Below are 24,109 nucleotides of genomic sequence, written 5' to 3'. Positions count from 1 at the left end.
TCAATGGTCCATAACGTTGAGCCCAGCAAAACAAGGCATGGGGCCACAGCCCCAAGGGCCAGCACTCAGAGCGCGGCCTTCAAAACCGGCGCACCCCAAGGCAAGGGACACCGAGCAAGGGCCGCCCCGCCGCGAGGGTGTCGTCCCCCCCCGCAAAGCGAGAGGGGGGAAGGCGCGAAGCGACTCAGGGGGGCTTCTCATACCGTGCTCATCGCGCGCCTGCCGCGCTCCCCCTGGAAGAAATGCTCGATGAACGGATGCTTGAACTCGGCCACCTCGCGCGGCGGGCCGCTGACCAGCACCTTCTTCTCGGCCAGCACGGCCACGCGCGAGGACAGGGCGAACAGCGTGTCCAGGTCGTGCGTGACCATGATGACGGTCAGGCCCAGCTCGGCACGCAGCTCGCGCAGCAGTTCGCAGAATTCGTCGGAGCTGGTGGGGTCCAGGCCGGCCGTGGGCTCGTCCAGCAGCAGCAGGGGCGGGTCCATGATCAGCGCCCGCGCCAGCGCCACGCGCTTGATCATGCCGCCCGAAAGATCGGCCGGCATGCGCGAGGCATGCTCGGGCTTGAGGCCCACCATCTGCAGCTTGACCAGGGCCGCGTCGCGCACCAGGTCGTCGGGCAGCGTGCCCTGCTCGCGCAGCGCGAAGGCCACGTTGTCCAGCACGCTGAAGGCCGAGTACAGCGCCCCGTGCTGGAACAGCATGCCCACGCGGCTGGCGGCGCCCTCGCGGCCCATTTCGCTGGCCGGGCGGCCCAGCACTTCGACACGCCCCTTGGTGGGCTCCAGCAGCCCCAGCATCTGGCGCAGCAGCACGGTCTTGCCCGTGCCCGAGCCGCCGACGATGGACAGCATCTCGCCGCGCTGCACATCCAGGTCCAGGTCCTGGTGCACGGCAAAGGCGTTCTCGCCTTCGCCGAACACGCTCCACAGCCCGGCGATGCGCACGATGGGCTCGTCGGCTGCGGGCGTGGAGGAGGTTTCGGTGTCCATGGCCATCAGATTCCGACATCTTTGAAAAGGATTGCGAAGATCGCATCCACCACGATCACCATGGTGATGGCCGTCACCACCGAGGCCGTCGTGCCCTTGCCCAGGCTCTGCGTATTGGGCTCCACGCGCAGGCCCCAGTGGCAGCCGATCAGGGCGATGAGGGCGCCGAAGACCACGGATTTGCCCATGGCGATCCAGAGGTTGCCGATCTTCACGGCGGCAGGCAGCGCCTCGGCAAAGTAGGCGCCCGTGACGCCCATGGTGAGGTCGGCCGCGAGCATGCCGCCGGCCAGCGCGGCCAGCGTGGTCCACAGCGAGACCAGGGGCATGGCGATGGCCAGCGCCAGCGCACGCGGCAGCACCAGGCGAAAGCCGTGCGGTATGCCCATGACCTGCATGGCATCCAATTCCTCGGTGACGCGCATCACGCCGATCTGGGCGGTGATGGCCGAGCCCGTGCGGCCCGCCACCAAAATGGCCGCCAGCAGCGGACCCAGCTCGCGGATCAGCGAGATGCCCAGGATGTTGACGATGAAGGATTCAGCCCCGAACTGGCGCAGCTGCAGCGCCATCAGGTAGGCCAGCACCACGCCGATCAGAAAGCCCACCAGGGCCGTGATGGGCAGGGCCGTGGCGCCCATGGAGTAAAGATGGCCGGAGATGTCGCGCCAGGGGCCCCGGTGCGGCGCACGCGCAAAGCGCAGCAGGTCGATCAGCAACTGGCCGATGAGCCGCGTCATCTGCGCGAAATGGCCGCAGGCGTTGATCACCAGGCAGCCCAGGCTGTCGATGCGCTCCAGCAGGTTCGGGCGCGTGGGCGGCGGCGCAGGCTCCTTGGAGAAACGGCCCACGCGTTCGAGCATGGCGCGCTGCGCATCGCTGGCCGCCAGGCGCGCGGGCAGGCGACGGCCCCAGTGGTTCCACAGCAGCTGCGCGCCCACGTGGTCCAGCCAGTCCAGCCCTTCGAGGTTCCAGCCCAGGTCATCGCCCTTGGCATCGGCCAGCTGCGCACGCAGCCTGCGCCATTGCGCCCGTCGGCCCAGCTCGGCCGCGCCCCAGGAGCCGGTCAGCAACGCCCACTGGCCGTCGTTGTCGCGGCGCAGGCTGCATTGGGGGGGATTGTTGAGGGCAGACAAGTGCGGAAAGTCCTTGGGGGTTGCGAAGGCGGGGCGCGCAGGCAGGGCCGGGCGGCATTGCAGCCAAGACCGCAGGATAACCGAGCGGCACGGGCCGCAGATTGCCTGGCGGCGCCGTGCGCACGACAGCTTTGCCCTACGCGTGCAATTTTTATCAAAAAACCAGCGCGACAGCCATGACTGCTGCATGCGATGCTGCAAAAAAAGGAGTCCAGCGCGCTTTCCCTCTCGACAGTGCGCATGCCGTCCGCACAATGGGCCGAAGCACCAACCCCGGCTCCAAAGGACGTTCCGGCCCGCAGCGGACGCCCGCCCATCTCCATGAGCAACACCACCTTCGACTACATCGTCATCGGCGCCGGCACGGCGGGCGCCCTCCTGGCCAATCGGCTTTCGCGCGATGGCCGCAGCCGCGTGCTGCTGATCGAGGCGGGCGCCAAGGACGACTACCACTGGATCCACATCCCCGTGGGCTACCTGTACTGCATCGGCAATCCGCGCACCGACTGGCTCTACCAGACCGAGCCCGACGCAGGGCTCAACGGCCGCAGCCTGCGCTATCCGCGCGGCAAGACGCTGGGCGGCTGCTCCAGCATCAACGGCATGATCTACATGCGTGGCCAGGCCCGCGACTACGACGGCTGGGCCGAGCTGACCGGGGACGACGCCTGGCGCTGGGACCAGGTGCTGCCGGCCTTCCGCCAGCATGAAAGCCATTGGCGGCTCGATGCCGGCGGCAACGCCGATGCGGGCTTTCGTGCCCTGCACGGCGGCGCGGGCACAGGCGGCAGCGCTGAATGGCGCGTGGAGCGGCAGCGCCTGCGCTGGGACATCCTGGACGCCTTTGCCGAAGCCGCCCAGCAGGCCGGCATTCCGGCCACCGAGGACTTCAACGGCGGCAGCAACGAGGGGGTGGGCTACTTCGAGGTCAACCAAAAGGGCGGCCTGCGCTGGAACACCGCCAAGGCCTTCCTGCGGCCCACCTGCTATGGCCGCCCCAATTTCGAGCTGTGGACCCATGCCCAGGTCAGCCAGCTGCTGTTTGAACAGCTGCCCGCCGGCGGCCTGCGCTGCAGCGGCGCCCAGGTCTGGACCGGCTCGGAAATGGTCAACGTGCAGGCAAGCCAGGAGGTGCTGCTGTGCGCGGGCGCCGTCAACTCCCCGCAGATCCTGCAGCTGTCGGGCATCGGCCCGGGCGCGCTGCTGCAGAACCACGGCATTGCCGTGCGCCACGACCTGCCCGGCGTGGGAGAGAACCTGCAGGACCATCTGCAGATCCGCTCGGTCTACAAGATCAAGGGCGCGCGCACGCTGAACACCATGGCCAATTCGCTGTGGGGCAAGGCCGGCATCGGCCTGGAATACCTGCTGCGCCGCAGCGGGCCGATGAGCATGGCGCCCTCCCAGCTGGGGGCCTTCACGCGCAGCAGCCCGCAGCAGGCGCACCCCAATATCCAGTACCACGTGCAGCCGCTGTCGCTGGACGCCTTCGGCGAGCCGCTGCACGGTTTTCCAGCCTTCACGGCCAGCGTCTGCAACCTCAATCCCACGAGCCGGGGCACGGTGCGCATCCACAGCGGGGACTTCCGCCAGGCGCCGGCCATTGCGCCGCACTACCTGTCCACACCCGAGGACCGGCAGGTGGCCGCCGACAGCCTGCGCGTGACGCGCCGCATCGTCGGCCAGAGCGCACTGGCGCGCTTCGCCCCCGAGGAATGGAAGCCCGGCGTGCAGTACCAGAGCGACGAGGATCTGGCGCGCCTGGCCGGCGACATCGCCACCACCATCTTCCACCCCGTGGGCACGACGAAGATGGGCCGCGCCGACGACCCCATGGCCGTGCTGGACAGCCGCCTGCGCGTGCGCGGCGTACAGGGCCTGCGCGTGATCGATGCAGGCGCCATGCCGCGCATCACCAGCGGCAACACCAACAGCCCGACGCTGATGATGGCGGAGAAGGCCGCCGGCTGGATTCTTGCGGACCGGCAGGGGCAGGCAGGGATAACGACAGCGACAGCGACAACGACAGCGACAACGACAGCGACAGCGACAACGACAGCGGCACCAGCCGACGCAGCGGTGGCGATGGCCGCCTGAGGGGCGGCAAGCCCGGGCGGACCAGGGTTGTTGTGGGCAGAAACGGATCGATGGGGAACGAATGGTCGCCCTGGCGTCAAAGCCGCGGCGCCCGGTGTTCAGGGCCCTTTGCTGGTGCAATCCCGCACTTTTGCGGTAACTGCGGGAAATCCCCGATGCACCACCCAGGTGCGACCATTAAAGTCCACCCACTCTCGCGGCACCACAGTGCTGCACAAGAGGGGCCGAGGAGACAACTCGTACACAACCAGATCAACATTCATAAATAGCATCTCAAGATGCATTTCCCAGAGCGCCGGCAAGTCCGGCGCTTTTTTTATGCCTGCGGCCAGCCTACTGCGGCACCTGGGCGGTGCGACAATCGCCGCCCTATGGAATGGATCATCGTCTCGCTGGCCTCGATGCTGGCCGGCTTCGTGGACGCCATCGTGGGCGGCGGGGGCCTCATCTTGCTGCCCGCGCTGTTCGCCACCTTTCCCACCGCACCGCCCGCCACGCTGCTGGGCACCAACAAGAGCGCCTCGGTCTGGGGCACGGCCATGTCCACCTGGCAGTACGGCCGCAAGGTGCAGTTGCCCTGGCGCGCGATGATGCCGGCGGCCTGCGTGGGCATGGCGGGCTCCTTTGCGGGCGCCTGGGCCGTCACGCAGATCTCCCCCGATTTCCTGCGCCGGCTGCTGCCGCTGGTGCTGCTGGGCGTGCTGGTCTACACGTTGGCGCGCAAGGATATGGGCCGCCACCACACGCCGCACTATTCGGGCCGCGCCGAGACGCTGATCGCCTGCGCCATCGGCCTGGTGATTGGTTTCTACGACGGTTTCTTCGGCCCCGGCACGGGCAGCTTCTTCGTGTTCCTGTTCGTGCGGCTGATGGGCTATGACTTCCTGAACGCATCGGCCTCGGCCAAGCTGCTGAACATGGCCACCAACCTGGCGGCGCTGGCGCTGTTCGCGCTCAAGGGCCATATCTGGTGGCACCTGGCCGTGCCCATGGCGGTGGCCAATGTGCTGGGCGCCATGCTGGGCACGCACATGGCCCTGCGCCATGGAACGGGCTTTGTGCGCGGCATTTTCATCGGCGTGGTGAGCCTGCTGATCCTCAAGACCGGCTACGACGCCTTCATCGCCTGAGCACGGGCCAGCGGCGTTCGCAACACCTGCCATCGGCGTTGGCGACGGCAACCTTCTATAATTGCCGACTTTTCGCCTTGAGCTGCGGCGGCTGGTGCATGTCGCACCCCTGCCAGCGGCCGTACCCGACCAGCCGACCAGCCGCAAAAAACCGGCCCCGCCGTCCATGGCCCATGCACTGATGCGTGCCTTGGCGCTTTCTTCATGCTGCGGCGCCGGGGTCAGGTCTTGAGCGACAGCCCAGGAGTTCCATGAAACGCTTTACCGTCATCGCCGCCGCCGCGCTGGCCCTGTGGACCGCCGCCGGCGTTCAGGCCCGCCCCTTCGACGCCATCCAGAAGGAAGGCACGCTTCGCCTGGCCACCGAGGGCTACTACGCGCCCTTCGCCCATTTCGAGGGCAAGCAGCTGACCGGCTTCGAAGTCGAGCTGGCCCAGATGATGGCCGCCAAGATGGGCGTGAAGTACGAGTGGAAGACCATCAGCTTCGACGCCCTGCTCACCGGCCTGCAGCAGGACCGCTGGGATCTGGTGATTTCCTCGCACGGCATCACGCCCGAGCGCGAGAAGGCCGTGACCTTCACCCAGCCCCACTACTGCTCTGGCGCCATCGTGATGTCGCTGGACCCGGCCATCCGCTCGGCCAAGGACCTGGCGGGCAAGACGGTGTCGGTGCAGACCGGCACCACCTATATGCAGTACATGGAGAAGAACCTGCCCGGCATCAAGCGCCTGGTCAACTTCCCCACCAACGAGGCCGCCCGCAATGCGCTGCTGTCCAAGCGCGTGGATGCCTGGGTGACCGAACGCTTCATCGCCAAGGAACTGCAGCAAAAGAACCCCAATGCCCAGCTCAAGCAAGGCGAGTTGCTGCTGGTCGAGCGCATTGCCGCCGCCGTGGCCAAGGACAACAAGTCGCTGGCCGATGCCTGGAACAAGGCCTTCAAGGAAGCCCTGGCCGACGGCAGCTACGCCAAGCTGTCGCAGAAATACTTCCACGAAGACATCCGCTGCCCTGACTGAGGCCCCGGGCAGATCTGCCCGACCGGCGCCCACTTGCAGGGCGCCTTTTTGTTTCTAGCCCACCTATGCTTACCGTCCTCTGGCCCGCCCACTGGAGCCGCTCGCAGCGCAGCAACGCCACCCTGGTCACGGCCCTGCTGCTGATGGTGCTCGTGGTTTCGCTGCTGGGGCAGTTGCTGTCCCTGCTGCCCGAGCCCATAGGCTCCAATGCCGACACCTTCGCCGAAGGCGCGCGCACCACGCTGTACCTGACGCTGGTCAGCGGCGCCGCCGGCCTGGTGCTGGGCATCGCCGCCGCGCTGGCGCGCACCTCGCGCACGGCCGCCCTGCGCTGGGCCGCAGGCTTCTACGTCTGGGCGATCCGCGGCACGCCGCTGCTGGTGCAGATCCTGTTCATCTACTTCGCGCTGCCGGTGCTGATCCCGGGCCTGAACCTGCCCGACTTCGCAGCCGCCTGCATTGCACTGGCGCTGAACGTGGGCGCCTACAACGCCGAAGCCGTGCGCGCCGGCCTGCAGGCCGTGCCGCGCGGCCAGGCCGAGGCCGCACGCGCCCTGGGCCTGCCGCGCATCTGCGTCTTCATGGACGTGGTGTTCCCGCAGGCCTTCAAGATCTCGCTGCCGCCGCTGGTGAGCAACTTCGTGGCCCTGCTCAAGGATTCGTCGCTGGCGTACGCCATCGGCGTGGTGGAGCTGACCAATGTGGGCAACCGCATCCAGTCGGCCACCTTCCAGCCCGTGGAGACCCTGGTCACCGTGGGCGTGACCTACCTGGTGCTGACCACGCTGGTGACCCAGGTCACGGCTGCCGTGGAGTACCGCTTCGACGTGGAGGGCCGCCACAAATGAGCGCCGACAAGCTGGCACGGGGCATGCCCTACATCGTGGCCGAGAAGGTCACCAAGTCCTTCGGCAGCCACCAGGTGCTCAAGGGCGTTTCCACGCAGTTCTGCACGGGCGAGGTGACGGTGATCATCGGCGCCTCGGGCTCGGGCAAGTCCACGCTGCTGCGCGCCATCAACCGGTTGGAGCCGCACGACGGCGGGCGCATCACCATCGACGGCGTCGAAGTCACCGACAACGAAGCCACGCTGCAAAAGCAGCGCTGCGAAGTGGGCATGGTGTTCCAGCAGTTCAACCTCTTCGGCCACATGACGGTGCTGGACAACGTGACCCTGGCGCCGCGCCGCATCCACAAGACGCCGCGCGCCCAGGCCAATGCCAAGGCCATGGCCCTGCTGGAGCGCGTGGGCATGCAGGCCCATGCCCACAAGTACCCATGGCAGCTGTCGGGCGGCCAACAGCAGCGCGTGGCCATTGCCCGCGCCCTGGCCATGGAGCCGCAGGTGATGCTGTTCGACGAGCCCACCAGCGCGCTGGATCCGGAGATGGTGCAGGAGGTGCTGGACGTGATGCGCGAGCTGGCACGCGGCGGCATGACCATGATCGTGGTCACCCACGAAATGGGCTTCGCCCGCGAGGTCGCCGACCGCGTGATGTTCTTCGACCAGGGCTGCATCGCCCACGAGGCGCCACCGGCCGAGTTCTTCGGCAACCCGGCCAGCGAGCGGATCGCGGCGTTCATCGGGCGCATGGGGCATTGAGGCCTGGGCCTGCGCACGCAGGCTGCTCAAGAAAACAAAGAGCCGGCAATGCCGGCTCTTTTGCTTTCTCAATCCTCCAGCTCGCCAGCAGACGGCGGCGGCAGCGCGGCAGCGCGGTTGGATGCCACGGGCACCGATGCCTCGGGCGGCTCGTAGCGCGGCAGGCCGGGCAGGTTCACGGTTTCTGCGTCCAGCGTGATTTCGGAGACGCGGCGCGGGGCGCCTATGGGCACGCCGGCCTGGCCCTTGCGCATGGCGGCCATGTCCTCCAGGCTGGGGTAGCGGCCCAGCAGCCAGTAGTCGAACACGCGGCGTGCCAGCGGCGCGGCAGCGGCGGCGCCAAAGCCGGCGTTCTCCACGATGACGGCGACGGCGATGGTGGGGTTGTCGGCCGGCGCGTAGGCGATGTACAGCGAGTGGTCGCGCTGGAACTCGGACAGGCGCGAGGCGTTGTACTTCTCGTTCTGGCGCACGCCCACGGCCTGGGCCGTGCCGGTCTTGCCGGTGGAGGTGTAGGGCGCGTTGCCGAAGATGCCACGCGAGGTGCCCTCCACCGTCACGGCGGCCACGGCGGCGCGCACGGCTTCCACGTTCTCGGGCTTGTAGCCCATGCTGGTGCCGGGGTCCTTGTTGATGGCCGAGAACTGCTGCGTCACGGCATCGACACGGCCCACGGCCAGGTGGGGCCGGTGCTTGACGCCCTTGGCCGCCAGCGTGGACATGGCGTTGGCCAGCTGCAGGATGGTGAAGTTGTTGTAGCCCTGGCCGATTCCCAGCGAGATGGTCTCGCCCGCGTACCACTTCTTCTGCTCGGGCCGCTTGTAGGTGTTGCGCTTCCACTCGGTGCTGGGCAGCACGCCGCGCGCCTCGCCGCGCACGTCGATGCCGGTGATCTGGCCGAAGCCCAGCGGCTTCATGTAGTCGTGGATCATGTCCACGCCCATGTCGTTGGCCAGCATGTAGTAGTACACGTTGGACGACTTGATGATGGAGCGGCGCAGATTGGTCGGCCCGTTGGGGTGGCCCGAGCGGAAGGTGTGGCCGCCGAAGGTCCAGCTGCCGTTGTCCATGATGGTGGTGTCGGGGCGGCGCTTGCCCGACTCCAGCGCGGCAATCGCCATGAAGGGCTTGTAGGTGGAGCCCGGCGGATAGGTGCCCCGCAGCGCGCGGTTGAGCAGCGGGCGGTTGATGGATTCGTTGAGCGCGGACCAGCTTTCCTGGTCGATGCCATCGACGAAGAGATTCAGGTCGAAGGTCGGGCGGCTGACCATGGCCAGCAGCTCGCCGCTGCGCGGATCGATGGCCACCAGGGCGCCACGGCGGTCGCCGTACAGCTCCTCCACCATGCGCTGCAGCTTGATGTCCAGCGACAGCACCAGGCTGTCGCCGGGCGTGGCGGGGCGGCTGCCGAGCTTGCGCACGGCATGGCCGCCGGCCGAGGTTTCCATCTCTTCCCAGCCGGTCTGGCCGTGCAGGTCGGTTTCGTAGCTCTGCTCCACGCCCAGCTTGCCGATGACGTCGGTGCCCCGGTAGTTGGCGGCGTCGTCGGAGTCTTCCAGCGCCTCTTTCTCGCGCTGGTTGATGCGGCCTATGTAGCCGATGACGTGGCTGGCCGTGTCCTGCATGGGGTAGGTGCGGAACAGCCGCGCCTTGATGTCCACGCCCGGGAAGCGGTAGCGCTGCGCGGCGAAGCGCGCGACCTCGTCATCGGTCAGGCGCGTGCGGATGGGCAGGGAGTCGAAGCTGCGGGAGTCATCCACCAGGCGCTTGAACTTGCGGCGGTCGCGCGGCGTGATCTCGACGATCTCGGCCAGGCCGTCGATGGTCTCTTCAAGGTTGCCCGCGCGCGAGGGCATGATCTCCAGCGTATAGGCCGAGTAGTTGGTGGCCAGCACCACGCCGTTGCGGTCCAGGATCTGGCCCCGGTTGGGCACGATGGGTACCACGGCCGTGCGATTGCTTTCGGCGCGCTCTGCCAGCTCCTCATGGCGTTGCACCTGCAGCACCAGCAGCCGCGCCACCACCAGCCCGAAGGCCAGCAGCACTACCACGCTCATCACCCATGCGCGCAGCCTGAATCGCTGCAGCTCGGCTTCTGTATTGCGGATTTCCATCACGCGTCAAGCCTCACAGGGGACGGTTCTCGTCACTGTCCGGCGGGCGGCGCTGCGGCGCCAGCAGCAGGCCGCTGACCAGGGGCCACAGCAGGGCCTCGATCAAGGGAGCCACCACCACCAGCGGGCCGGGCACGATGCCGCCGGCCACCATGCGCAGCAGCACCTGCAGGCCGTGCACGACGGCGAACAGGGGCAGCAGGTGCAGCGCCTGCACGGGCGTGGAGAACCAGGACAGGCGCCGGCCCATGGCGCCGGCAGCGAACACCAGCAGCGCATAGGCCAGCGCATGCTGGCCCAGCAGGGAGGAGCGGTCCACATCCATGCACAGGCCCAGCAAAAAGGCCACGCCCATGCCCACGCGCTGGGGCTGGTTCAGCGCCCAGAAGGCCAGCAGCACCATCAGCAGGTCGGGCTGCCAGGCCTGGCGGCCCAGCGGCAGCATGTTGAGTGCCAGCGCCGCCAGCAGGCTGACGACGATGAACAGGGGGTTGACCGGCAGCAGCAGCTGCTGGCCGCGCGGCATGATCATGCGGGCTCCTTCCTGGCGGAGGCGGGTGCGGCGGGAGCAGCGGGTGCATCTGTCTTGCCGGCCTTGCCGCCGTCCTTGGAGGCTTCCTTGCCCTTGCCGTCCTTGGCCTTGTCTTTTTCCTTGCCCTTGTCTTTTTCCTTGCCCTTGCCGGCGCGCAGGGGTTCTGCGGCGCCTTCGGCCTCGGGGTGGGTGGCGCGGTCCAGCGGCTTGAGCACCACGACGTGGCGCACGCCCTGCACGCGGCCCACGGGCTCGCAGTAGATGCGCGAGAAGGCCGAGTCGGCGCGGCGCTCCACCGAGACCACCTTGGCCACGGGCAGGCCCGGCGGGTACAGGCCATCGACGCCGCTGGTGGTCAGCAGGTCGCCTTCCTGGACATCGGCATTGCTGGGCATGAAGCGCAGCTCGATGCCGCCGGTGCGCAGCGGCGACGGATCGCCATAGGCCACGCTGCGCGCGCCGGTGCGCGGGTTGAAGACGGGAATGGCCTGGTCGCGGTCAATGAGCAGGGTGACCTCGGCACGCAGCGGATACACGCGCGTGACCTGGCCGACCACGCCCTTTTCATCGAGCACGGGCGAGCCCTGGTCGATGCCATCCACCTGGCCGCGGTCGATGACCACGCGGCGCGTATAGAGGTCGGGGCTGTCGTAGACCACCTCGGCAGCGGTGCCGGGCGTGGTGAGGCGATCGCGCAGCTGCAGCAGCTCGCGCAGGTGGTCGTTTTCCTGGATCAGCTCGTCGGCCAGCGATGCACGCTGGGCCATGGCCACCAGTTCCTTGCGCGCGGCCTGTTCGCGGGCCTGGGCATCGTCCAGCGAGCCCAGGTAGCGGCTGGCGTCGTGCACGGCCTGCACCGGCTTGAGCATCACCCATTGCACGGGGTACAGCACGGTGGCCACGGCCACGCGCACGGGATCGGTGATCCTGAAACGCGCGTCGGCCACCATCAGAAACAGCGCCAGGGCGCTGTACAGGGCCAGTTGCGAGACCCGCGAGGGCCGCCGCTTGAACAGCGAGGGCGCCGAGTGGTCCAGGGTATTGGGGTTCATGCGGCCCTCCCGCGTGGCAGGGCCTGCCCTGCCGCACTTGCTGCAGCCTGGAAAGCACGGGCCGGTCCCGGTGCGAAGGAAGGCAGGGCAAGCATGCAGGTCACCACGGAAGGGGGAGAAAAATCGTTGCAGTCAGACGGCTGCGGCCCCGGGCCCGCGACAACGGGCCCCGGCCTGCGCCGCATCAGTCGCTGGTGAAGATGCTGCCCTGGCGGTCCATGGTCTCCAGCGCCATGCCGCAGCCGCGCACCACGCAGGTCAGCGGCTCTTCGGCCACCAGCACGGGCAGGCCGGTTTCTTCGGCCAGCAGGCGGTCCAGGTCACGCAGCAGCGCGCCGCCGCCGGTGAGCATCATGCCGCGCTCGGCAATGTCGGCGCCCAGCTCGGGCGGTGTCTGCTCCAGCGCGTTCTTGACGGCGCTGACGATCTGGTTGAGCGGATCGGTCAGGGCTTCCAGCACCTCGTTGGACGAGATGGTGAAGCTGCGCGGCACGCCTTCGGAGAGGTTGCGGCCCTTGACTTCCATCTCCTTGACTTCGGAGCCGGGGAAGGCCGAGCCGATGTTCTTCTTGATGGACTCGGCCGTGGGCTCGCCGATCAGCATGCCGTAGTTGCGGCGGATGTAGCTGATGATGGCTTCGTCGAACTTGTCGCCGCCCACGCGCACGGAACCCTTGTAGACCATGCCGCCCAGCGAGATCACGCCGACTTCGGTGGTGCCGCCACCGATGTCCACCACCATGGAGCCCGAAGCCTCGGACACCGGCAGGCCGGCACCGATGCCGGCGGCCATGGGTTCCTCGATCAGGTAGACGGAGGTGGCGCCTGCCGCCTCGGCCGCGTCCTTGATGGCGCGGCGCTCGACCTGGGTGGAGCCGCAGGGCACGCAGATGATGATGCGCGGGCTGGGCGTGAGCACCGAGCGCGGATGCACCATCTTGATGAACTGCTTGATCATCTGCTCCGTGATGACGAAGTCGGCAATCACGCCGTCCTTCATCGGGCGGATGGCCTCGATGTTGCCGGGCACCTTGCCCAGCATGGCCTTGGCCTCGCGGCCCACCGCCTGGATCACCTTCTTGCCGTGCGGCCCGCCTTCGTGGCGGATGGCGACAACGGAGGGTTCGTCCAGAACAATGCCCTTGTCGCGGGCGAAAATCAGGGTGTTGGCTGTGCCAAGATCAATGGCAAGGTCGGTGGAGAAATACCGACGGAAAGCTCCGAACATTACGAGAGTCCTCTCAGGCACGGCATGCTCGTCGGCCTGCCATCGCCGGGATGAAAGTTAGGGAGTCTGGATGGGGTTGGCTTTTCGCACAATGACCGGCTCGGAGAGGGTATTGCGGCAAAGCCGAGATAATACCGTATCCCCTGTGAATAACTTCTACTGCCGGGGCTTGAAATACGGGTTTACATCCCGTTGCCCCCTTCAAAAATCCTATGGCACTGAACGCACAAGACATCGCACGCATCGCGAACCTGGCACGACTTGAGCTCTCCTCCACCGAGAGTGAGCGCATGCTAGGCCAGCTCAATGATTTTTTCGGCATCGTGGAGAAGATGCAGGCTGTGGATACTTCAGGCGTCAGCCCGCTGTCACATCCGGTCGCCGCCATCCAGGACATTGCCCTGCGTCTTCGCGAGGACATTGCCAGCGAGCCCGACCAGCGCGACGCCAATCAGCGCAGCGCACCGGCCGTCGAGCGCGGCCTGTTCCTGGTCCCCAAGGTGATCGAGTAAGCGCCGCGCGCCCTCGTCACCGGCATCCGTCCCCGTTTTCCGCACCCCATACATGACCCAGCAAACCACTGATCTGCACACGCTCGGCGTGTCGGCCCTGTCGGCCCTGCTGCGCGAGCGCAAGCTCGGCGCCGTCGAAGCCGCCCAGCATTTCCTGGCCCGCGCCCAGGCGCACCAGAACCTGGGCGCCTTCGTCAGCATCGACGAAGAGGCCACCCTGGCCCAGGCCCGCGCTGCCGACGCCCTGATTGCCCAGGGCAAGGGCGGCCGCCTGGCTGGCGTGCCCATTGCGCACAAGGACATCTTCGTCACGCGCGACTTCCCGACCACGGCCTCCAGCAAGATGCTGGCCGGCTACCGCTCGCCCTTCGACGCCACCGTGGTGACGCGCCTGGCCGAGGCCGGCGCCGTGACGCTGGGCAAGCTCAACTGCGATGAATTCGCCATGGGCTCGGCCAACGAGAACTCGGCCATCGCGCCCGTGGGCTTCGACGCCCCCGCGCCCGTGCGCAACCCCTGGAACACGGACCGCGTGCCCGGCGGCTCCTCGGGCGGCTCGGCCGTGGCCGTGGCCGCCGGCCTGGCGCCCGCCGTCACCGGCACCGACACGGGCGGCTCCATCCGCCAGCCCGCATCGTTTTGCGGCATCACCGGCATCAAGCCCACCTATGGCCGCGCCAGCCGCTACGGCATGATCGCCTTCGCCTCCAGCCTGGACCAGGCCGGTCCCATGGGCAAGAGCGCCGAGGACTGCGCCCTGCTGCTGTCCGAGATGTGCGGCCCCGACCTGGACCGCGACTCCACCAGCCTGGACGTGCCGGCCGAGGACTTCACGGCCCGCCTGAACGACGGCATCGAAGGCCTGCGCATCGGCATCCCCGCCGAGTTCTTCGGCGAAGGCCTGTCGGCCGACGTGCGCGCCGCCGTGGATGGCGCGCTCAAGGAATACGAGAAGCTGGGCGCCCGCCTGGTGCCGATCTCGCTGCCGCGCACCGAGCTGTCGATTCCCGTGTACTACATCCTGGCCCCGGCCGAGGCATCGTCCAACCTCTCGCGCTTCGATGGCGTGAAGTTCGGCCACCGCGCCAAGGACTACACGGACCTGGTGGACATGTACAAGAAGACCCGTGCCGAAGGCTTCGGCGACGAGGTCAAGCGCCGCATCATGATCGGCGCCTATGTGCTGTCCGAGGGCTACTACGACGCCTACTACCTGCAGGCGCAGAAGATCCGCCGCATGATCGCCGACGACTTCCAGGCCGCCTTCCAGCAGTGCGACGTGATCGCCGGCCCCGCCGCGCCCACCGTGGCCTGGCAGCTGGGCGGAAAGAGCGACCCGCTGGCCAACTACCTGGCCGACATCTTCACGCTGCCCGCATCGCTGGCCGGCCTGCCCGGCATGAGCGTGCCCGCAGGCTTTGGCGAGGCCGGCATGCCCGTGGGCCTGCAGCTGATCGGCAACTACTTCAAGGAAGGCCAGTTGCTCAACGCCGCGCACCGCTTCCAGCAGGCCACCGACTTTCACCTTCAAGCTCCGAAGGGCATCTGAGACCCCATGACCGCGAAACTCATCCAGGGCTATGAAGTCGTCATCGGCTTCGAGACCCACGCCCAGCTGGCCACCCAGTCCAAGATCTTCAGCCGCGCCAGCACCGCCTTCGGCGCCGAGCCCAACACCCAGGCCTGCGCCGTGGACATGGCGCTGCCCGGCACGCTGCCGGTGATGAACAAAAAGGCCGTCGAGTGCGCCATCCGGCTCGGCCTGGCGCTGGGCTCGCACATTGCGCCGCGCAGCATCTTCGCGCGCAAGAACTACTTCTACCCCGACCTGCCCAAGGGCTACCAGATCTCGCAGTTCGAGATTCCCGTGGTCCAGGGCGGCGAAGTGTCCTTCTTCCTCGGCGACGAGAAGAAGACCATCCGCCTGGTGCGCGCCCACCTGGAGGAAGACGCCGGCAAGTCGCTGCACGAGGACTTCATCGGCCAGTCGGGCATCGATCTGAACCGCGCCGGCACGCCGCTGCTGGAGATCGTGACCGAGCCCGACATCCGCAGCACGGAAGAAGCCGTGGCCTACGCCAAGACGCTGCACCAGATCGTGACCTGGATCGGTATCTGCGACGGCAACATGCAGGAAGGGAGCTTCCGCTGCGACGCCAACGTCTCCGTGCGCAAGCCCGGCCAGCCGCTGGGCACGCGCCGCGAGATCAAGAACCTCAACAGCTTCAAGAACATGCAGCTGGCCATCGACTACGAGATCCGCTGGCAGATCGAGGAAATCGAGGACGGCCGCCGCATCCAGCAGGCCACCGTGCTGTTCGACCCCGACACGGGCGAGACGCGCTCCATGCGCACCAAGGAAGACGCGGCCGACTACCGCTACTTCCCCGACCCGGACCTGCCGCCGCTGGTGGTCGCGCCCGAGTGGGTGGAACAGGTCAGGGCCGACATGCCCGAGCTGCCGCGCGCCATGGCCGCGCGCTTTGTCGAGCAGTACGCCCTGCCCGAGTACGACGCCACCACGCTGACGCAAAGCCAGGCCATGGCCGCCTACTTCGAGGACACGGCCCGGGCCTGCAATGCGCCCAAGCTGGCCAGCAACTGGATCATGGGCGAGATCTCGCGCCGCCTGAACACCGAGGAAATCGGCATGGAGGCCGCCAAGGTCTCCAGCGCCCAGCTGGCCGCGCTGATCCAGCGCATCGGCGACGGCACCATCTCCAACAACGCCGCCAAGCAGGTCTTCGAGGCGCTGTGGAGCGGTGAAGGCAGCGATGTCGATGCCATCATCGAGGCCAAGGGCCTCAAGCAGATGAACGACACGGGCGCCATGGAGAAGATCATCGACGAGGTGATCGCCGCCAACCCGGCCAACGTGGAGCAGTACCGCGCAGGCAAGGACAAGGCCTTCAACGCCCTGGTCGGCCAGGTCATGAAGGCCTCCAAGGGCAAGGCCAACCCGGCGCAGGTCAACGAGCTGCTCAAGGCCAAGCTGGCCTGACCGGCCGCAGCGGGCGCCCCACGCGCTCCGGGGGGCGCCTGCCTCAATCCACCGAGGCGCCCGACTGGCGCACGGCCTGGCCCCACTGCGTGATCTCCGAGGCCACGAAGGCATCCATCTCGCGGGGCGTGGTGGGCGCGGCTTCCGAGCCACGGTCACTGATGAACTTGCGCATCTCGGGGCTGCGCAGGATGGCCACGGCCTCGCGGTTGAGCCGGTCTATCACTTCCTGCGGCGTGCCCCTGGGCGCCATCAGGCCCAGCCAGCCCACGGCCTCGAAGCCCCGGAACTCGGGCAGGCCCGATTCGGCAATGGCCGGCACCTCGGGCAGCTGGCTGGAGCGGGCGCTGGAGGTCACACCCAGCGGCACCGCTTTGCCCGCCTGGATATTGGGCAGGGCGGCCGTCACCGAATCCACCATCAGCGGCACCTGGCCGCCCACGAAGTCCGCCTGCGCGGGGCCGCTGCCCTTGTAGGGGATGTGCTCTATCTGTATCTTGGCGCGCGCCTTGACCATCTCGGCGCTCAGGTGCTGGGTGCCGCCGATGCCGGCGCTGGCGTAGTTCCAGCGACCCGGCTCGGCACGCGCCTTGTCCACCAAATCTTTCATGGATTGGATGCCAGCACCCGGGTGCGCCAGGAACACCAGCGGCACCTTGGCGATCAGCGTGATGCCCACCAGGTCGGTGCGCGGGTCGAAATTCACCTTCTTGTACAGCGTCTGGTTCACGGCCATGGCACTGCCGGCCACGAGCAGCGTGTAGCCGTCGGCCGGGCTGCGCACCACCTGCTCGCTGCCGATGTTGCTGCCGGCCCCGGCCTTGTTCTCCACCACCAGCGGCTGGCCCAGCTTCTGGGCGAGCTTTTCGGCCAGCGCGCGCGCAAAGATGTCCGTGGCCTGCCCGGGCGGGAAGGGCACGACCAGGCGGATGGGCTTGTCGGGATAGGCGGCGCTGGCCGGCATGGCCAAGGCGGCGGCCGCGCAGGCTGCGGCGGCCAGAATGATCTGCTTCATGGTGTCGTTGTCTCCTGCGGGCCAGTTTAGCGGCGGCATGCCCGCTGCACCCGCACGCCGCTGTCCCGCAGCCAACAGCGCACCAGGCCATCTGCCGGAACAATCGGCGCACACCACAGGAGACTCCATGACCGCCAGCACCGACCGCCTGCACATCCCCGGCCTGCCCTGGGCCGACTCCCCTGAAACCGTGGGCCTGGGCAGCGCACGCCTGGCGCGCCTGTCGGCCCGGCTGCAGCGCGGCGTGGACACCGGCGAGATCCCGGGCGCCGTGGCCCTGGTGGCACGGCGCGGCAAGCTGGCCTACCTGGAGAGCTTCGGCCTGCTGGACCCCGAGGCCGGCACGGCCATGCGGCCCGATGCCATCTTCCGCATCGCCTCCATGAGCAAGCCCATCACCTCGCTGGCCATCATGATGCTGGCCGAGCAGGGGCGGCTGTCCATCATCGAGCCTGTGGAGCAGTACCTGCCCGAGCTGGCCGCGCTGCGCGTGGGCCTGGAGCGCGCGCCGCTGGCGCGGCCCATCACGCTGCAGGACCTGCTGCGCCACACCTCCGGCATTCCCTACGGATTCGCCGGCACCGAGCACCCCGTCAAGAAGATGTACCTGGATGCGGGCCTGTTCAGCGGCAAGTTCACCAATGCGCAGTTCATCACCAAGCTAGCGCAGCTGCCGCTGGTGGCCCAGCCCGGCGAGACCTGGGAATACGGCATGTCCACCGACGTGCTGGGCCGCGTGGTCGAGGTGGTCAGCGGCCAGACGCTGGCCGCCTTCGTGCGCGAGCACATCACCGGGCCGCTGGGCATGGCCGACACGGGCTTTCATGCGCCCGACAGCGAGATCGCACGGGCCGCCCGGCCCCAGCCCGAAGGGCCGCAGAAACAGATGCCACCCATCCCCCCGGTCACGCGCGCCATGATGTTCGAGTCGGGCGGCGGCGGCATGGTCTCGACCATGGCCGACTATGCGCGGCTGTGCCTGTTCTGGTGCAACGGCGGCACGCTGGACGGCGTGCGCCTGGTCTCTCGCAAGACCGTGGAGCTGATGACCACCAACCACCTGCCCGCCAGCGTGCGCATGGGGCCGGACATGGCGTATTTCGGCGCCCAGCTGCCCTCGCCCGAGGTGGGCCAGGGCTTCGGCCTGGGCTTTGCGGTGCGCACGGCGCCCGGCCTCAACCCGCTGCCGGGCAGCGTGGGCGATTTTTCGTGGAGCGGCATCTACGGCACCTTCTTCTGGGTGGATCCGAAGGAGGATTTGTTCGCCATCCTCATGATGCAGTCCATGGCCCAGCGCATTCCCTACCGCTGGGTGATGCGCGAGGGCGTGTACCAGTCCGTGGTGGACTGAATCTTCCAGGTTTGCACCAAGGCAGTGCAAAGCCCATGCTGCCAGCAAGAGCGGCGCCCCTTCCTAAAATGACGCGCTTTTGCAGCCCTGCCCCGGGGCCGCGCAGGCAAAGACAAAAAGACAACAAGGCCATGGGCTGGAACAGAAAAGCATGGGGGCCGGTGGTGCCACGCCCCGCGCCTGCGGACATGTGGCGCGTGGCCATGGGCTCCATCGTGGGCATGGGGCTGGCCACGGCCCTGGTCTGGCTGGCGCATGCGGGCACCTGGGATCTTCCCCTGCGCCTGTTCGCGCCGCTGGGTGCCACGGCCGTGCTGCTGTTCGCCGTGCCCACCAGCCCGCTGGCCCAGCCCTGGTCCTGCGTGGTCGGCAATACGGTGTCGGCGCTCTGGGCCCTGTTCGTGCTGCAGTGGTGCCCGCCCCAGCTGGCCCCTGCGCTGGCCGTGGGTGGCGCCATAGGCTGCATGCTGCTGACGCGCTCGCTGCACCCGCCAGGTGGCGCCATGGCTCTGCTGACGGTGCTCAACGCCAAGGCCTCGCTGGCCGCCGGCTGGATGCTGCCCTTCCTGCCCGTGGGCGCGCTGACACTGGGGCTGGTCCTGGCGGCCACGGCGCTCCACCGCGCCACGGGCCGGCGCTACCCCCACCATGCCGACACGGCGCCCAAGGCCGCGCCCGCCGATGCGGCCCACCGCCATGCCTCGCGCCTGGGCCTGTCCCATGCCGATCTGGAGGCGCTGCTGCTGCGCTTCGGCCAGGAAAACAACCTGGAAGCCGATGACCTGGCCGAGCTGCTGGCCGCCGCCGAGGAAACCGCCATCGAGCATCGCCTGGGCGGCGTGCGCTGCGCCCAGCTGATGACGCGCGATCCCGTGAGCTGCTCCTTGGACGACGACGTGCACGCCGTGGCCGCACGCTTTCGCGCGCACCCGGCCAAGAGCCTGCCGGTGCTGGACGCCGATGGCGGCCTGGCCGGCACGGTCTCCCGTGCCGAGCTGTACGAGTGGCTGTGGATGAGCCCCGTGCGCCCGGCCGAATCTGCGGCAAAACCTTCTTTGTTGAACTGGCTGGGCCAGCGCCTGCCCGGCAAGACCCGGGCCGCGCCCCGCCTGTCGGAGCTGCCCCAGCTGGTTCATGCGCCTGAACTCAGCGTGGACGAAGACACGCCCGTGGGCCAGTTGCTGGACGCCCTGGCCCGGCACAGCGTGCCCTGCATTCCCGTGATGCGCGAAGGCCGGCTGACCGGCCTGATCACGCGCACGGATCTGATGCGGCTGCTGCTGCAGCCGGGCAGATAGGGCGACCCGGCAATTCGCCCGTTTCAGGAAGTGCGCCCAAGCGCAGCATCCTGAAACTTGGCCATCAGAACAGCACGCGGCAGCGGATGGTGCCCGGAACCTGGGTCAGCTTTTCCACTGCCAGACCCGAGGACTGGGCCGCCAGGTCGATCACCACATAGCCCACCTTCTCGTCGGTGCGCAGGTACTGGCCGGCGATGTTGATGCCGTTCTCGGCAAACACCTGGTTGATGGCCGACAGCACGCCAGGCTGGTTGTGGTGCACGTGCAGGATGCGGTTCTGGCCGGGGTGGGCGGGCAGGGCCACTTCGGGGAAGTTCACGGCCGAGGTGGTGGTGCCGTTGTCGCTGTACTTGACCAGCTTCTCGGCCACTTCCAGGCCGATGTTGGCCTGGGCTTCCATGGTGGAGCCGCCCACGTGCGGGGTCAGGATGACGTTGTCCAGGCCGCGCAGGGGCGAGACGAATTCATCCTTGTTGCTGCGCGGCTCGGTGGGGAACACGTCGATGGCGGCGCCCAGCAGCTTGCCGGCCTTCAGGGCCTCGGCCAGCGGCTCGATTTCCACCACGGTGCCGCGCGAGGCATTGATCAGGATGGCGCCGGGCTTCATGGCCGCGATTTCCTTGGCGCCGATCATCCACTGGGTGGAAGGCAGCTCGGGCACGTGCAGGGTGACGATGTCGCTGCCGGCCAGCAGATCGGCCAGCGATGCGGCCTGGCGCGCATTGCCCAGCGGCAGCTTGGTGGACACGTCATGGAAGAGCACCTGCATGCCCACCGACTCGGCCATCACCGACAGCTGGGTGCCGATGGAGCCGTAGCCCACGATGCCCAGCGTCTTGCCGCGGATTTCGTAGGAATTCTCGGCGCTCTTGAGCCAGCCGCCGCGGTGGGCGGAGGCGTTCTTGGCGGGCACGCCGCGCAGCAGCAGGATGGCTTCGGCCAGCACCAGCTCGGCCACCGAGCGCGTGTTGGAGTAAGGCGCGTTGAAGACCACCACGCCACGCTCGCGCGCCGCGTCCAGGTCCACCTGATTGGTGCCGATGCAAAAGCAGCCCACGGCCACGAGCTTTTGCGCGGCAGCGAACACGTCGGCCGTCAGCTGCGTGCGCGAACGGATGCCGACGAAGTGCACGTCGGCGATCTTGCGCTTGAGCTCCTCGCCTTCCAGCGCGCCCGTCACGGTCTCCACATTGGTGTAGCCCGCATTGCGCAGCACTTCGAGTGCGGAAGGATGGATGCCTTCGAGCAGCAGGAACTTGATCTTCGATTTATCCAGCGACGTTTTGGTCATGGGCGAGCCCTCTCTAGTCAGTCAGAAATCAGAGCGAGCATTACAGCGGATTCGGGAAGCCGCTACAGCCGGTAGGCCCAAAGCCCGCGCGCCCGCAAGCGGGAGAACCATGCGCCTTGCGGCCATGAACGCCCCGCCATTCGGCAGGCGCTCATTGCAGGACGGCGCATGCCACGGGAGCACATGCACACTTCGAGATTGGCGCGAAATGTAAAACATTGAGAACCGGTGCGCCCGTGCGCGGCAGCCTTCCTAGAATTCGCGCGTCTGTGTCCGGCGCTTTCAAATCAATAGCAACAGAACAGGCCTGCAGGCGGGCCGGACACGCCCTTGTTTTACGAACCAACCGAGGATTCCGATGATTACAAACATGCTGCGCAGGATCGAGGACCTGCTGGTGCAGGTGGTGCGCGTGGTGCTGCTGGTGTTCTCCCTGCTCGTGCTGGTGGGCATGGCACTGTGGACCTGGGAGAGCTTCAGGCCCGGCAAGGCCGAGGCGCCCCAGGCCGTGGCCCAGGAATTGAACTGGAAGGACGCCAGGCCCGACCTGCAGTTCGTCGTGGACGAAACCAGCCGCGACCTGGGCGCGGGCGGCGGCGAACCCGCCATGGAAAAGCGCCTGGCCGATCCGGCGCTGCGCCCCGCCTTCCAGAAGGCCGACGCCCTGGTGCGCGCCTTCGTGAACAAGGATCCCGCGCGGCGCGAGCGCACCGAGCGGGACCACCAGGCCCGGGGCCTGGCAACGCTGCACCCGCTGCTGCAAGGCGACGCCCTGCCGTCCGAGGCCGATGTGCAGCGCCGCATCCAGGAGCGCGGGCAGCGCGAAGGCGATGCCGGGGCCGTGGATGCGGCTGCCGACGCAGCGGCTGCCGCAGCAGCCTCCACCGACGAGGAAGACGGCTGGATGGTCGAGCCCGTGGATACCGCCGCCGCCATCCACGAGCGCGCCCAGGCCGCCGAGCTGGAACACGGCAAGGGCGCCTATGCGGCCTATGTGCAGGGCCTGCCCGCCGCGCTGGAGCAGGTCTTCGGCAATGCCGCCCTGGAGCCGCGGCTGCAGGCGCAGACGGCCCAGCAGATCCTGTCCACGGTGCTGCTGAACTACACGCTGTCCCTGGACAATGCGGCGCGCGCGCTGCGCGGCGAGGACAGCCACGGCAGCAGCTCCTGGAAGGAGCGCTTCGGCGCCGTGGAGACGGCCTTCTGGAGCATGCTGATGTCATTCCTCGTGCTGGTGGTGATGGTGCTGGTCTTCATCCGCATGGAGCGCCACCTGCGCGTGATCAGCCAGCAGCATGGCCAGGCACCGCGCCAGCCCTGAGGCCTTGCGCTATCGTTGCCGCTTTCCTTTCTGCTTGCCGCCCATCCGCATGACACGCAACACCACCACCCCCATCCATCCGCAATTCCTGGGCCGCATGTCGCCGCGCGCCTTCAGGCCCGAGGCACTGAGCCAGGCCCAGATCGAGCAACTGGCCGACGCCGCGCGCTGGGCGCCTTCGGCCAGCAACAAGCAGCCCTGGCACTTTGCCTATGCGCTGCGCGGCGATGCGAACTGGCAGGCCTTCAGCACCATTCCCAACGAGTTCAACCGCCGCTGGTGCCTGGAGGCGGGCGCGCTGATCGTGCTGATGTCCGACCGCCAGGCCTCGCCCGGCAAGCACAGCTTCGACGCGGGCTGCGCCTGGGGCTACCTGGCGCTGGAAGCCCATGCCATGGGCCTGGCCACGCACGCCATGGGCGGCTTCTCTGCCGACGCCGCACGCGAGGTGCTGCGCCTGCCCGAGCACCTGGAGCCCGAGGTGGTGATCGCCGTGGGCTGGCGTGGCGATGCGGCCACCCTGCCCGACGATCTGCGCGAGCGCGAGGTGCCCTCGCCCCGCAAGCCGCTGGCCGAAGTGCTGAGCGCCGGCCCCGTGGCCACGGGCGGCTGACGGCGGGTTCCAAGTCCTACGCCGCTTTGCGGGGATGCCCCGGATGGCCTGCCCAGGCCCCGGGGCTACACTGGCCCACAGGCCTGCGGCGCAGCAGGCGTCCATGACCCCAAGGAGTTGCCATGACCCCATCCACCAGCCCCAATCTCGACAAGCTGCGCAACATCGTCCAGAAGTTCGGCGCAAGCTCCTTCACCACGGACCAGGTGGCCAGCGAATACGACGACGCCCCGGCCACGGCGGAAAGCACCGAGCAATTCGACGCCCTGCTGCAGCGCCACGCAGCCGTGCTGGGCATCCATGCCGTGCCCGGAAGCGGCGGCCAGGGCCACGGCGCCACCGTCTGGCAGCCGGCCTGAGCGCGCAGGCGGCGCAAAGCACGGCGCCGCTACACTCGCTGCGGCCGGCACGGTGCCGGCGCGCAGTTTCCTTTTGATGCCCTCACTCTCTCCCCATACCTGGCTGCAGCTGTCCGTGGCAGCCAGTGCCTTGCTGGTGCTCGCCTCCATCGGCTGGGTCTGGCACGGCACGCGCGCCCTGCCCGCAGATTCGCGCGATGGCCGCAGCGCCCGGCGCATGGCGGCCCTGTTCGCCCTGGGCGCCCTGGCCTGGCTGGCCTACGGCCTGTACACGGGCTATGCCGCGCTGTGGAAGGCAGACGCGCTGATGCTGTTCGCCCAGCAAGGCGCGCTGCTGCGCCTGCCGCTGCTGATCGGCGGACTGGCCTGGGTGGCCGCGCTGCTGGTCACGCGCGTGCTGCGCATGCTGGGCCGGGCCGGATCGGCATGAGCCGGC

Annotated in this window: 22 protein-coding genes; 14 read left to right on the top strand and 8 right to left on the bottom strand. The window is 68.2% G+C overall.

Annotated features, from left to right (window positions below; translation table 11 throughout):
• Nucleotides 1–197 precede the first annotated feature (197 nt).
• Nucleotides 198–1,001 (bottom strand): ATP-binding cassette domain-containing protein, encoded by an 804-nt coding sequence (locus DELCS14_RS01845; protein ID WP_012202305.1) that lies wholly within the window; start codon nucleotides 999–1,001, stop codon nucleotides 198–200.
• Nucleotides 1,001–2,131, bottom strand: a complete 1,131-nt coding sequence (locus DELCS14_RS01840; protein WP_013800228.1) for an ABC transporter permease — start codon at nucleotides 2,129–2,131, stop codon at nucleotides 1,001–1,003. Before DELCS14_RS01840 ends, DELCS14_RS01845 begins: the two co-directional genes overlap by 1 nt.
• A gap of 321 nt (nucleotides 2,132–2,452) precedes the next feature.
• Here DELCS14_RS01840 and DELCS14_RS01835 point away from each other — a divergent pair, with 321 nt between their 5' ends.
• The 5 genes from DELCS14_RS01835 to DELCS14_RS01815 all read left to right on the top strand — a co-directional run bounded on the left by DELCS14_RS01835 (nucleotide 2,453) and on the right by DELCS14_RS01815 (nucleotide 7,983).
• Nucleotides 2,453–4,228, top strand: a complete 1,776-nt coding sequence (locus tag DELCS14_RS01835) for a GMC family oxidoreductase N-terminal domain-containing protein (RefSeq protein ID WP_013800227.1) — start codon at nucleotides 2,453–2,455, stop codon at nucleotides 4,226–4,228.
• A 371-nt stretch (nucleotides 4,229–4,599) separates the two neighbouring features.
• Entirely contained in the window at nucleotides 4,600–5,358 is a 759-nt protein-coding gene (locus DELCS14_RS01830) for a TSUP family transporter (protein ID WP_013800226.1), read from the top strand.
• Nucleotides 5,359–5,609: 251 nt separating this feature from the next.
• Nucleotides 5,610–6,380, top strand: a complete 771-nt coding sequence (locus DELCS14_RS01825) for an ABC transporter substrate-binding protein (protein ID WP_013800225.1) — start codon at nucleotides 5,610–5,612, stop codon at nucleotides 6,378–6,380.
• Nucleotides 6,381–6,445: 65 nt separating this feature from the next.
• Nucleotides 6,446–7,228, top strand: a complete 783-nt coding sequence (locus DELCS14_RS01820; protein WP_012202298.1) for an amino acid ABC transporter permease — start codon at nucleotides 6,446–6,448, stop codon at nucleotides 7,226–7,228.
• Entirely contained in the window at nucleotides 7,225–7,983 is a 759-nt protein-coding gene (locus DELCS14_RS01815; protein ID WP_012202297.1) for an amino acid ABC transporter ATP-binding protein, read from the top strand. Before DELCS14_RS01820 ends, DELCS14_RS01815 begins: the two co-directional genes overlap by 4 nt.
• A gap of 68 nt (nucleotides 7,984–8,051) precedes the next feature.
• On the opposite strand, the gene mrdA is transcribed toward DELCS14_RS01815, so the two are convergent.
• The 4 genes from mrdA to DELCS14_RS01795 all read right to left on the bottom strand — a co-directional run bounded on the left by mrdA (nucleotide 8,052) and on the right by DELCS14_RS01795 (nucleotide 12,909).
• Nucleotides 8,052–10,097, bottom strand: a complete 2,046-nt coding sequence (gene mrdA, locus DELCS14_RS01810; protein ID WP_013800224.1) for a penicillin-binding protein 2 — start codon at nucleotides 10,095–10,097, stop codon at nucleotides 8,052–8,054.
• Nucleotides 10,098–10,110: 13 nt separating this feature from the next.
• Nucleotides 10,111–10,629: a rod shape-determining protein MreD gene (gene mreD, locus DELCS14_RS01805; RefSeq protein ID WP_013800223.1), complete on the bottom strand. Its 519-nt coding sequence runs from the start codon at nucleotides 10,627–10,629 to the stop codon at nucleotides 10,111–10,113.
• A complete protein-coding gene (gene mreC, locus DELCS14_RS01800) occupies nucleotides 10,626–11,681 on the bottom strand; it encodes a rod shape-determining protein MreC (RefSeq protein WP_013800222.1) in 1,056 nt (351 codons plus the stop codon). The genes mreD and mreC overlap by 4 nt, the downstream gene beginning before the upstream one ends.
• 184 nt (nucleotides 11,682–11,865) lie before the next feature.
• Nucleotides 11,866–12,909, bottom strand: a complete 1,044-nt coding sequence (locus DELCS14_RS01795) for a rod shape-determining protein (protein WP_012202293.1) — start codon at nucleotides 12,907–12,909, stop codon at nucleotides 11,866–11,868.
• A gap of 212 nt (nucleotides 12,910–13,121) precedes the next feature.
• Here DELCS14_RS01795 and gatC point away from each other — a divergent pair, with 212 nt between their 5' ends.
• Genes gatC through gatB form a run of 3 tightly spaced genes read left to right on the top strand, consistent with a single transcriptional unit; the run spans nucleotide 13,122 to nucleotide 16,422 of the window.
• Nucleotides 13,122–13,421: an Asp-tRNA(Asn)/Glu-tRNA(Gln) amidotransferase subunit GatC gene (gatC, locus tag DELCS14_RS01790; protein WP_012202292.1), complete on the top strand. Its 300-nt coding sequence runs from the start codon at nucleotides 13,122–13,124 to the stop codon at nucleotides 13,419–13,421.
• A 52-nt stretch (nucleotides 13,422–13,473) separates the two neighbouring features.
• Nucleotides 13,474–14,970, top strand: coding sequence for an Asp-tRNA(Asn)/Glu-tRNA(Gln) amidotransferase subunit GatA (gene gatA / locus DELCS14_RS01785; RefSeq protein WP_013800221.1), 1,497 nt, complete (start codon nucleotides 13,474–13,476; stop codon nucleotides 14,968–14,970).
• 6 nt (nucleotides 14,971–14,976) lie between these two features.
• Entirely contained in the window at nucleotides 14,977–16,422 is a 1,446-nt protein-coding gene (gene gatB / locus DELCS14_RS01780; RefSeq protein ID WP_012202290.1) for an Asp-tRNA(Asn)/Glu-tRNA(Gln) amidotransferase subunit GatB, read from the top strand.
• 43 nt (nucleotides 16,423–16,465) lie between these two features.
• Here gatB and DELCS14_RS01775 read toward each other — a convergent pair whose 3' ends face one another.
• Entirely contained in the window at nucleotides 16,466–17,437 is a 972-nt protein-coding gene (locus tag DELCS14_RS01775) for a tripartite tricarboxylate transporter substrate binding protein (protein WP_013800220.1), read from the bottom strand.
• 127 nt (nucleotides 17,438–17,564) lie between these two features.
• Between DELCS14_RS01775 and DELCS14_RS01770 the strand changes: the two genes are divergently transcribed.
• Together DELCS14_RS01770 and DELCS14_RS01765 are read left to right on the top strand one after the other, a co-directional pair.
• Nucleotides 17,565–18,788: a serine hydrolase domain-containing protein gene (locus DELCS14_RS01770; RefSeq protein WP_013800219.1), complete on the top strand. Its 1,224-nt coding sequence runs from the start codon at nucleotides 17,565–17,567 to the stop codon at nucleotides 18,786–18,788.
• Between the two features lie 161 nt (nucleotides 18,789–18,949).
• Nucleotides 18,950–20,086 carry an HPP family protein gene (locus DELCS14_RS01765; RefSeq protein WP_228676839.1) on the top strand — a complete coding sequence of 379 codons (1,137 nt, stop codon included), beginning with the start codon at nucleotides 18,950–18,952 and terminating at the stop codon, nucleotides 20,084–20,086.
• A gap of 64 nt (nucleotides 20,087–20,150) precedes the next feature.
• On the opposite strand, the gene serA is transcribed toward DELCS14_RS01765, so the two are convergent.
• Complete coding sequence (gene serA / locus DELCS14_RS01760; RefSeq protein WP_012202286.1) at nucleotides 20,151–21,380, bottom strand: phosphoglycerate dehydrogenase; 1,230 nt, start codon at nucleotides 21,378–21,380, stop codon at nucleotides 20,151–20,153.
• A gap of 358 nt (nucleotides 21,381–21,738) precedes the next feature.
• Between serA and DELCS14_RS01755 the strand changes: the two genes are divergently transcribed.
• The 4 genes from DELCS14_RS01755 (at nucleotide 21,739) to DELCS14_RS01740 (ending at nucleotide 24,103) form a co-directional block, all read left to right on the top strand.
• Complete coding sequence (locus DELCS14_RS01755; protein ID WP_013800217.1) at nucleotides 21,739–22,701, top strand: hypothetical protein; 963 nt, start codon at nucleotides 21,739–21,741, stop codon at nucleotides 22,699–22,701.
• A 49-nt stretch (nucleotides 22,702–22,750) separates the two neighbouring features.
• Nucleotides 22,751–23,314, top strand: coding sequence for a nitroreductase family protein (locus DELCS14_RS01750; protein ID WP_013800216.1), 564 nt, complete (start codon nucleotides 22,751–22,753; stop codon nucleotides 23,312–23,314).
• A gap of 122 nt (nucleotides 23,315–23,436) precedes the next feature.
• On the top strand, nucleotides 23,437–23,673 hold the full coding sequence (locus tag DELCS14_RS01745) for a hypothetical protein (protein WP_013800215.1): 237 nt from the start codon (nucleotides 23,437–23,439) through the stop codon (nucleotides 23,671–23,673).
• A 76-nt stretch (nucleotides 23,674–23,749) separates the two neighbouring features.
• Nucleotides 23,750–24,103 carry a hypothetical protein gene (locus tag DELCS14_RS01740; protein WP_013800214.1) on the top strand — a complete coding sequence of 118 codons (354 nt, stop codon included), beginning with the start codon at nucleotides 23,750–23,752 and terminating at the stop codon, nucleotides 24,101–24,103.
• The last annotated feature ends 6 nt before the right edge of the window (nucleotides 24,104–24,109 follow it).

The organism is Delftia sp. Cs1-4 (assembly GCF_000214395.1).
GTDB classification, from domain to species: Bacteria; Pseudomonadota; Gammaproteobacteria; order Burkholderiales; family Burkholderiaceae_C; genus Comamonas; species Comamonas acidovorans.
This window is presented reverse-complemented; position numbering and strand designations above follow the sequence as displayed.